Raw genomic sequence first — 6534 nt, forward strand, 5'->3', positions numbered from 1 at the left:
CCGGGATGACAGTTGTGATTGGGTTGGCTGAAGTGGCCCCTTACGTCGGCGACACCGCGCTCTTCAGCGGCGCTGCCTGCGGAGCAGCTCCACCGGTCAGCCTGGCCTTTTCCGTGTTGGGCCAGAGCAGGAGCAGCCCGAGCGCACCGGAGCCGACCATGATCGCGGCGTTGATGGTGAAGCCGGTCATGTAGCCGTCGAGCATGCTGCCGGCGCGCTGGATTACGCTGCCCATCACGAGCGGCGCGATGATGCCGGAAAGCGTATAGAGCGCACCGTAGATCGCGAGAACCGCGCCGCGCTGCGACGTCGGCGTGAACTCGCCGAGCATGGGCGGGCAGACGACGTAGATCGCGCCGCACAGGCCGGAGCCGACCACGAGCAGGGCGATCTGGAGGCCGGCACCTTGGACGTGCGGCATCATCGCGAGGATCAGGCCGCCGACGATCAGCGGCACAGAGCCGAGCACGCCGCGGGAGATCCGCGACGTGTAGCCGCGTGCCAGCATCACCTGCGAGATCCAGCCCGTGAGAATGACGATGGTCGCCCCGAACACCCAGGGCAGGATCGAGACGAAGCCCGCCTGAGACTGCGAGAAGCCGAGGCCCTTGACGATGAAGGGCGTGAACCAGGTGAGCCCGAGCGACAGCGCCCAATAGGCGCCGAAGGTCGCGGTCACACAGCCGATGAAAGTGCGCGATGTCAGAAGCTGGAGATAGGGTATTTTCGGTTCGATCACGGCCGATGCGTGGGTGTCCAGCGGGCCTTCCTTGCCGAGTGCGAGCCAGGCGGCGACCCAGATCAGGCCGACGATTCCGAGGGCACCGAACGCATAGTGCCAGGAATGGTTGACGATGATCCAGTTCAGCGCCGGGACCGCCAGGATCACGCCGAAGGCCGAACCCTGCGACAGGATTGCGGTCGGCATCGTGCGCTTCTCGTCGGGGAACCACTTGTAGATCGCGTGCATCGCCACCGAGGCCGCCGGGCCTTCGCCGGCGCCTAGCACGATGCGGCAAATCAGGAGTGTGGTGAAAGAGACGGTGCCGACCATCGGAAACTGCGTCAGCGCCCAGATCACCGCGAGCGTCAACAGCACCCAGCGGGTCGGTACCTTGTTGACGATGAAGCCGACCACGATCGCCGAGATCGAGAACAGGAAGAAGAACGACGAGCCGAGCAGACCGAACTGCTCGGGCTCGAGCTTCAGCTCGGTCATGATCGGAACGCCCGCGAGACCGACGACGATCTTGTCGGCGAAGTTCACCAGCATGAAAAGAAACAGGAGAAATGTAACGGTCCAGGCGCCCTTTGGCGTTTGCTTTTGCGTTTCCTTCGACGTTTCCTTGGACATCCCCGTCATCTTGCCCGCCGCGGGCTGCGTTGCCTGAGCGCTCATCGTTCTCCCCGTCGTCCCTTTTTGGCACTTTTTTGATGTGGTCCTCTTAGGAGCTAACAACGGCTTCAATACCAACGCAACCCGGCATTTCCGCAGCAAGTGTGCTACGCAGCAATTCCGCTAATTCCGTCCGGCGCCATTCATCGTGCTGAGCATCCGAAACCTCTCCAAGACGTTCTCTTCGGCCGGTGAGCCGGTCCATGTCCTGCGCGGCGTCGATCTCGATCTCAAGGCCGGCGAACGCGTCGCACTGACCGGCGAGTCCGGCAGCGGCAAGAGCACACTGCTGCACCTGATCGCAGGGCTCGATGCCGCCGATGGCGGCACGATCCGACTGGAAGACACGGAGGTCACCAAATTGTCCGATGCGGGACGCGCGGGCCTGCGGCGCGACCGGATCGGCCTGGTGTTTCAACAATACAATCTGATCCCGAGTCTGTCGGTCGGGGATAATCTGGTGTTTCAGGCACGGATCGCCGGCCGGTACGACGAGGCTTGGTACAAGGAGCTGATCGAGCGTCTCGGGCTTGGCGGCCTGCTCAAGCGTTATCCAGAACAATTGTCGGGCGGACAGCAGCAACGGGTCGCGATTGGCCGGGCCCTAGCGACGAAGCCGTCGTTGCTGCTAGCGGACGAGCCGACCGGCAATCTCGACGAGGCCACCGCCGAGGACGTGCTGGCCTTGACGCGCGACCTCGTCACGCGCACCGGCTGCGGCTTTCTGATGGTGACGCACAGCCTGCATCTGGCCGCCGCACTCGATCGCCACGTCAACCTGCATGCCGGGCGGATCGCATGAGGCGCGCGCTCTGGGTCCTCGCCGTGCTGCTCAGCCATTGGCGGCGCCACAAGATGCAGTTCGCGACGCTCCTGATCGGGCTGATCGCGGCGACTGCGCTGTGGAGCGGCGTGCAGGCGATCAACCAGCAGGCCCGCAGCGCCTATGACCGCGCCGCGGCAACCTTCGGCGGCGCGCGCACGCCGATGCTGGTCGCGCCTGATGCCGCGACTTTTCCGCAGGAGCTGTTCGTCAAGCTGCGCCGCGCCGGCTGGCCGGTCTCGCCGATGCTGGAGGGACGGGTCCAGGTCAACGGGCGCTCGGTCCGGCTGCTCGGCATCGAGCCGGTGACGCTACCGGTCGATGTCGGCAACGCACCGCGCCTCGGCGCCGCCGATCTGAGCAGCTTCGTCGCGCCGCCGGGCCAGACGCTGGTGGCAAAGGAAACGTTGACCGACTTGCAGGAGCGGGAAGGCGCAGCGCCGCCGATCAGCAACGGCGCAATACTGCCGCCGCTGCGCGTGCTGCCGCAGCTCGTGCCCGACGTGCTCGTGGTCGATATCGGCGTTGCGCAGCGGCTGCTGAACAAGCCGGACCAGATCTCGCGGCTTCTGATCGGCAAGCCCAAGGGCAAGCCCGCGCCCTTAGCGAGCGTCGTCGGCGACCGCTTACAGCGGGTTGAGCCGGATGCGGAGACCGAGCTGGAGCGTCTCACCGACAGCTTTCACCTCAACCTCACCGCGTTCGGCCTACTGTCGTTCTTCGTCGGTCTTTTCATCGTCAATTCAGCCGTCGGCCTCGCCTTCGAGCAGCGGCTGCCGATGCTGCGCACGCTGCGGGCCTGCGGTGCCTCGGCACGACTGGTCAACACCGTGCTGGTGGTCGAGCTCGTGGCGCTGTCGCTGGTCGCAGGCCTGATCGGGCTCGCCTGCGGCTATTTCATTGCAGCCGCGCTCTTGCCCGACGTCGCAGCATCCCTGCGAGGGCTCTACGGCGCGCAAATCCCGGGGCAGCTCAGCTTGCGTCCCGAATGGTGGCTCGCCGGGATCGGCATCAGCATTGTGGGCGCGCTTGTTGCCGCGGCGACCAGCCTGATCAAGGCTGTCAGGATGCCGGTGCTGGCGACCGCGCAGCCGCGCGCCTGGCAACAGAGGCAGAGCCGTTGGCTGATCCTGCAGAGCGGGGCTGCCTGCGCCGTGTTCGCCGTCGCGCTGTTGCTGCTCCAGTACGGGCAATCGCTGATCGCGGGCCTTGGCGTGCTGGCAGCGCTGATGCTCGGCGCGGCGTTGATCTTGCCGGCCTTCCTCGACATCATCCTGCGGACCGGGCAGCGTTTGGCGCGGAGGCCGCTCGCGCTGTGGTTCTGGGCGGACAGTCGGCAGCAGCTCTCGGGTTTGTCGCTGGCGCTGATGGCGCTGCTGCTCGCGCTCGCCGTCAATGTCGGGGTGTCCACCATGGTGGGAACGTTCAGCCGCACCTTCATCGGCTGGCTCAACGGGCGGCTCGCCGCCGACGTCTACATCAGCGCCTCCGACAACGCCAAAGGTGTCGCGATCCGCAGCTGGCTGAAGGAGCGCAGCGATGTCCAGGCGATCTTGTCGGGCGGACGCGCCGAGGCGCAGGTGCAGGGCCAGCCGGTGGAATTGCTTGGCCTGCCCGATCACGCGCTCTATCGCGAGCGCTGGCCGCTGCTCGAAGCCGCACCCCGTGCCTGGACACAACTCATACCCGGCAATGCCGCTTTCATCAGCGAGCAGCTGAGCCGCCGCCTCAACGTCCGCGTCGGCGACGTCGTAGACGTCCCGGCGCCGGGCGGGACCTGGGAGCTCGACATCGTCGGCATCTATGCCGACTACGGCAACCCCAAGGGACAGCTGGCGGTGAATGTCGCGGCGCTGATCCGGCATTTTCCGCAGACGCCGCAGACGCGCATCGGTCTCATCGTCGCGAAGGAGAATATCCCCAGCCTGATCACGGCGCTGCAGAAGCAGTTTGCGCTGGACGACCGCAGCGTCGCCGACCAGGCGACGGTGAAGGCGGAGTCGATCCGGATCTTCAACCGCACCTTTGCGGTGACTTCGGCGCTGAACGCGTTCACGCTCGGCGTCGCCGGGATCGCGCTTCTGGCCAGCTTGCTGACATTGGCGAACTCCCGCCTGCCGCAGCTCGCGCCGCTCTGGGCGATCGGCATCACGCGGCCGCGCCTTGCCGCGATCGAATTGACCAAGACGCTGTCGGTCGCGCTGTTCACCTCGCTCCTGGCCGTGCCGCTCGGGCTGCTGGTGGCGTGGTGCCTGATCGCGATCGTGAACGTGAAGGCGTTCGGCTGGCGGCTGCCGTTCCATGTGTTTCCGCTGCAACTGGTCGAACTGGTCGCGATCGCGCTGTTCGCCTCGTTGCTTGCCGCGCTGCCGCCGATGATCCGACTGGCCCGGATGCAGCCGGCGGGCCTCGTCAAGGTGTTTGCCAATGAGCGCTGACAGGATCTCCCGGCGCACCTTCGCGGGCGGGATCGCCGCGCTCGCGGCTGTCAGCCGCGCGGGCGCGCAAGGTTATGCCGGGCTCGGCGAAACGGCCGACGGCTTTGCGAAGGTCACACCGGGGAAGACGTTCGCCTTTCCCGGCGATCACGGGCCGCATCCGGAGTTTCGCATCGAGTGGTGGTATCTCACGGCGAATCTCGTCGATGGCAGCGGCGCGGCTTGCGGCCTGCAATGGACGCTGTTCCGGCAGGCGACGCAGCCGGGGCCGCAGGGCGAGGGCTGGGCCAATCAACAGGTGTGGATGGCGCATGCCGCGGTAACGCGCGCCGACACCCACCGCTTCAACGAGCTGTTTTCCCGCGGTGGTGTGGGACAGGCCGGCGTCACGGCGAAACCGTTCTCGGCCTGGATCGACGATTGGGAGATGAACGGATCCGAGCGCACCGAAGATCGCGCTTTAGCGCCGCTGACGCTGAAGGCCTCGGGCGCCGACTTCAGTTACGTGCTGACGCTCGAGGCCGATCGTCCGGTGGTGTTGCAGGGCGCCGGCGGCTACAGCCGTAAATCGGAGCGCGGTCAGGCCTCCTATTATTACAGCCAGCCGTTCTATCGCGCCCGCGGCACGCTCACCATCGACGATAGGACGGTCGATGTTTCCGGCCAGGCCTGGATGGACCGCGAATGGAGCAGCCAGCCACTCGATGCCGACCAGACCGGCTGGGACTGGCTGTCGCTGCACCTGTCATCCGGTGACAAGCTGATGCTGTACCGGCTCCGGCAGAAGGACGGCAAAGATTATCCGTTCGGCAACTGGATCAGCGCGGCGGGCGAGACGCAGATGATCGCGGGCGACGATATCCAGATGATGCCGAAAGCGACGGCTGAGGTCGCGGGACACAAGCTCCCGGTGGAATGGCAGATCGCGATCCCCTCGCGGTCGTTCTCGATCCAGTGCAAGCCGCTCAATCCACAGGCGTGGATGGGGACCGGTTTTTCCTATTGGGAAGGGCCGATCAGCTTTGCCGGTACGCATGACGGCGTTGGCTATCTCGAGCTGACCGGGTATTGAACCGGGACCTCTTCGAAGGGACTAGCGATGCATCACCTCACCGCCCTCGTCACGCTGCTGGCGATCCTGTTCTACTTCTTCACCTCCATCAACGTGTCGCGCTCGCGCGCCAAAACGGGCGTCAAGGTGCCGGCAATGTCGGGCCATCCGGATTTCGAGCGCGCGTTCCGGATCCAGATGAACACGCTGGAATGGATGCCGATCTTCCTGCCGTCGCTCTGGCTTTTCGCGATTTACATCAGCGATTCTGGCGCAGCGGCGATCGGCGCGGTCTGGATCGTCGGCCGCATCGTTTACTTCATCGGCTATTCGAAGGCCGCCGCAAAACGCGGCCCGGGATTTTTTATTCAGGGTATCGCGGCCATTGCGCTGTGGGCGGGGGCGCTGGGAGCGGCGGTGCTGCGGCTGGTGTGAGGCAGCCGACATACGGCCACTTGCCCCGCCGTCGTCCTGGCGGAGGCCTGGACCCATAACCACAGGACACGGTTATGGGCACGATGGCGGCGACAGCTTGTTTCAACAAGCGGCTGTCGGGGTAATGGGTCCCCTGAGTTCACAAACGAAGTGCAACACTTCCATCTGGAGGTGTTGCCATGGGGCGGACTTACAAACAGCTCTCCCTTGACGATCGATGCGAGATTGCCCGCCTTTCGGCCAATGGCGGCTCGGTCGGGCAAATCGCGGCAGCTTTGGATCGGCCGCCATCAACGATCTCTCGGGAGCTGAGGCGGAACCGTGGCAGGCAAGTCGGCTACAAGCCAAGCTATGCTCAGCAGCAGACCCGGGCGCGGCGCTGGAAGGGCTC

At 65.5% G+C, this 6534-nt stretch carries 6 protein-coding genes; 5 read left to right on the plus strand and 1 reads right to left on the minus strand.

Features of this window, described 5'->3' with window-relative positions; translation table 11 throughout:
* Positions 1-40 precede the first annotated feature (40 nt).
* The gene (locus ACIPUD_RS22750) at positions 41-1399 is read right to left on the minus strand and encodes an MFS transporter (RefSeq protein WP_085349635.1); all 1359 of its coding nucleotides are present in this window, start codon (positions 1397-1399) and stop codon (positions 41-43) included.
* Between the two features lie 145 nt (positions 1400-1544).
* On the opposite strand from ACIPUD_RS22750, the gene ACIPUD_RS22755 reads away from it, so the two are divergent.
* The 5 genes from ACIPUD_RS22755 to ACIPUD_RS22775 form a co-directional block, all read left to right on the plus strand.
* Positions 1545-2198, plus strand: coding sequence for an ABC transporter ATP-binding protein (locus ACIPUD_RS22755; protein WP_018455977.1), 654 nt, complete (start codon positions 1545-1547; stop codon positions 2196-2198).
* A complete protein-coding gene (locus tag ACIPUD_RS22760) occupies positions 2195-4657 on the plus strand; it encodes an ABC transporter permease (RefSeq protein WP_446481578.1) in 2463 nt (820 codons plus the stop codon). Before ACIPUD_RS22755 ends, ACIPUD_RS22760 begins: the two co-directional genes overlap by 4 nt.
* Positions 4647-5729, plus strand: a complete 1083-nt coding sequence (locus ACIPUD_RS22765) for a lipocalin-like domain-containing protein (protein ID WP_204513130.1) — start codon at positions 4647-4649, stop codon at positions 5727-5729. The genes ACIPUD_RS22760 and ACIPUD_RS22765 overlap by 11 nt, the downstream gene beginning before the upstream one ends.
* Before the next feature lie 27 nt (positions 5730-5756).
* Positions 5757-6143 carry an MAPEG family protein gene (locus ACIPUD_RS22770; RefSeq protein ID WP_446481579.1) on the plus strand — a complete coding sequence of 129 codons (387 nt, stop codon included), beginning with the start codon at positions 5757-5759 and terminating at the stop codon, positions 6141-6143.
* Between the two features lie 179 nt (positions 6144-6322).
* Positions 6323-6534, plus strand: a 212-nt coding sequence (locus ACIPUD_RS22775; RefSeq protein WP_446481580.1) for a helix-turn-helix domain-containing protein, incomplete at its 3' end; no start/stop codon positions are given.

This window comes from Bradyrhizobium sp. CAR08, from assembly GCF_052871955.1.

Coding starts and splice junctions, on each gene's coding strand:
- ACIPUD_RS22750 (WP_085349635.1), bottom strand. CDS start 1,399: ATGAGCGCTCAGGCAACGCAGCCCGCGGCGGGCAAGATGACGGGGATG.
- ACIPUD_RS22770 (WP_446481579.1), top strand. CDS start 5,757: ATGCATCACCTCACCGCCCTCGTCACGCTGCTGGCGATCCTGTTCTAC.
- ACIPUD_RS22765 (WP_204513130.1), top strand. CDS start 4,647: ATGAGCGCTGACAGGATCTCCCGGCGCACCTTCGCGGGCGGGATCGCC.
- ACIPUD_RS22760 (WP_446481578.1), top strand. CDS start 2,195: ATGAGGCGCGCGCTCTGGGTCCTCGCCGTGCTGCTCAGCCATTGGCGG.